1 protein-coding gene is annotated in these 2,340 nt (G+C 69.0%); it reads left to right on the top strand.

Features of this window, described 5'->3' with window-relative positions; all coding sequences use genetic code 11:
* Positions 1–2,322, top strand: a 2,322-nt coding sequence (locus LQV45_RS26220) for a phosphoenolpyruvate carboxylase (RefSeq protein WP_230009610.1), incomplete at its 5' end; no start/stop codon positions are given.
* Between the last annotated feature and the right edge of the window lie 18 nt (positions 2,323–2,340).

Here is a 2,340-nt window from a genome sequence, read left to right as displayed (position 1 = left end):
GTGCTGGACAAAATCCGCCGGCTCTCGGACATCCTGTCCGAATCCACGGCGGAGGGCACCTCCGCGCGCCGCCGCCAGGACCGCCACCTGTCCGAAGTGATCGACCAGATGTGGCAGACGGACGAGCTCCGCCAGGTCCGGCCCACCCCCGTGGACGAGGCCCGGAACGCCATCTATTACCTCACCGGCATCCTTAGCGACGCCATGCCGGAAATGCTCTCGGACCTCTCCGAGCTGCTTGCCGAGCACGGCGTCACGCTGCCGCCACAGAAGGCCCCGATCCGCTTCGGCTCCTGGATCGGCGGGGACCGCGACGGCAACCCCAACGTCACCGCCGCCGTCACCCGCGAAATCCTCCAGATCCAGAACCAGCACGCCGTTCGGATCAGCATCGGCCTGATCGACGGGCTCATCTCCATCCTGTCCAACTCGACTGCGCTGGCCGGGGCGGACCAGGAGCTCCTGGACTCGATCGACGTCGACCTGGGGAACCTGCCTGGCCTGGACCGCCGCGTCCTCGAGCTGAACGCTCAGGAGCCCTACCGGCTCAAACTCACCTGCATCAAGGCCAAGCTGATCAACACCGGCCGCCGGGTCGCGGCCGGATCCGCGCACGAGCCCGGCCGCGACTACACCGCCACCGCGGAGCTCCTCGCCGAGCTCGGCCTGCTCGAACGGTCGCTGCGGAACCACCACGCGGCCCTCGCCGCCGACGGCGCCCTGTCCCGGGTCCGCCGCGCCATCGCCTCCTTCGGCCTGCACCTGGCCACCCTCGACATCCGCGAGCACGCCGACCACCACCACGACGCCGTCGGGCAGCTCATGGACCGCCTTGGCGGGCCCGGTGTCCGGTACGCGGAACTCAGCCGCGCCGAGCGGCTCGAGGTGCTGGGCTCCGAACTTGCGTCCCGGCGCCCGCTCTCCGGCCATCCGATCAAGCTCGACGGCGTCGCCGACGGCACCTACGACGTCTTCCGGGAGATCCGGCGGGCCCTGCGCACCTACGGCCCGGACGTGATCGAGACCTACATCATCTCCATGACCCGCGGCGCGGACGACGTCCTGGCCGCGGCCGTGCTGGCCCGCGAGGCCGGCCTGGTCAGCCTGTTCGGCGAGGCGCCCTACGCCAAGATCGGCTTCGCGCCGCTGTTGGAGACAGTCGACGAACTCCGCGCCTCGGCCGAGATCGTGGACCGGCTGCTCTCCGATGCCTCCTACCGCGAGCTCGTCCGGCTCCGCGGCGACGTGCAGGAAATCATGCTCGGCTACTCGGACTCCAACAAGGAATCCGGCGTCATGACGAGCCAGTGGGAAATCTACAAGACCCAGCGCAAGCTCCGCGACGTGGCCGCCAAGCACGGCGTCCGCGTGCGCCTTTTCCACGGCCGCGGCGGCTCGGTGGGCCGCGGCGGCGGGCCGACCTATGATGCAATCATGGCCCAGCCCAACGGCGTGCTCGAGGGCGAGATCAAGTTCACCGAGCAGGTCGAGGTCATCTCGGACAAGTACTCCCTGCCGGAGCTGGCCCGAGAAAACCTCGAACTCTCTCTGGCCGCGGTACTGCAGGGCTCGGCGCTGCACCGCACCCCGCGCACCTCGGAGGACCAGCGCGTGCGCTACGGCCACGTCATGGAAACCGTCTCCGACGCCGCGTTTGCGCGCTACCGCACGCTGATTGATGACCCGGATCTGCCCGCCTACTTCATGGCTTCCACCCCGGTGGAGCAGTTGGGTTCCCTCAACATCGGGTCGCGTCCGTCCAAGCGCCCCGACTCGGGCGCCGCGCTCGAAGGGCTCCGCGCCATCTCGTGGGTGTTCGGCTGGACACAGTCGCGCCAGATCGTGCCGGGCTGGTTCGGTGTGGGCTCCGGCCTCAAAGCCGCCCGCGAGGCCGGTAACTCGGCCCAGCTCAAGGAGATGATCGAGGGCTGGCACTTCTTCCGCTCGGTGCTCTCCAATGTTGAGATGACCCTGGCGAAGACGGACATGGACATTGCCGGCTACTACGTCTCCACCCTGGTGCCGGCGGAACTGCACCACCTGTTCCGTGCCATCCGGGCCGAATACGATCTCACGGTCGAGGAGATCCAGAACCTCACCGGCGAGCACGTGATCCTCGATGCCCAGCCCACCCTGAAGCGCTCCCTCGAGATCCGGGACCAGTACCTCGACCCCATCAGCTACCTGCAGGTGGAACTGCTGCGCCGCGTCCGGGCCGAGGCCGCGGCGGGCATGACCGGGGCCGAGATCGACGAACGGCTCCAGCGGGCCATGCTGATCACGGTCAACGGAGTCGCCGCCGGGCTGCGCAACACCGGGTAGCCTGCACCCCTCCGGCGC

The organism is Microbacterium sp. Bi128 (genome assembly GCF_918698205.1).
This window is presented reverse-complemented; position numbering and strand designations above follow the sequence as displayed.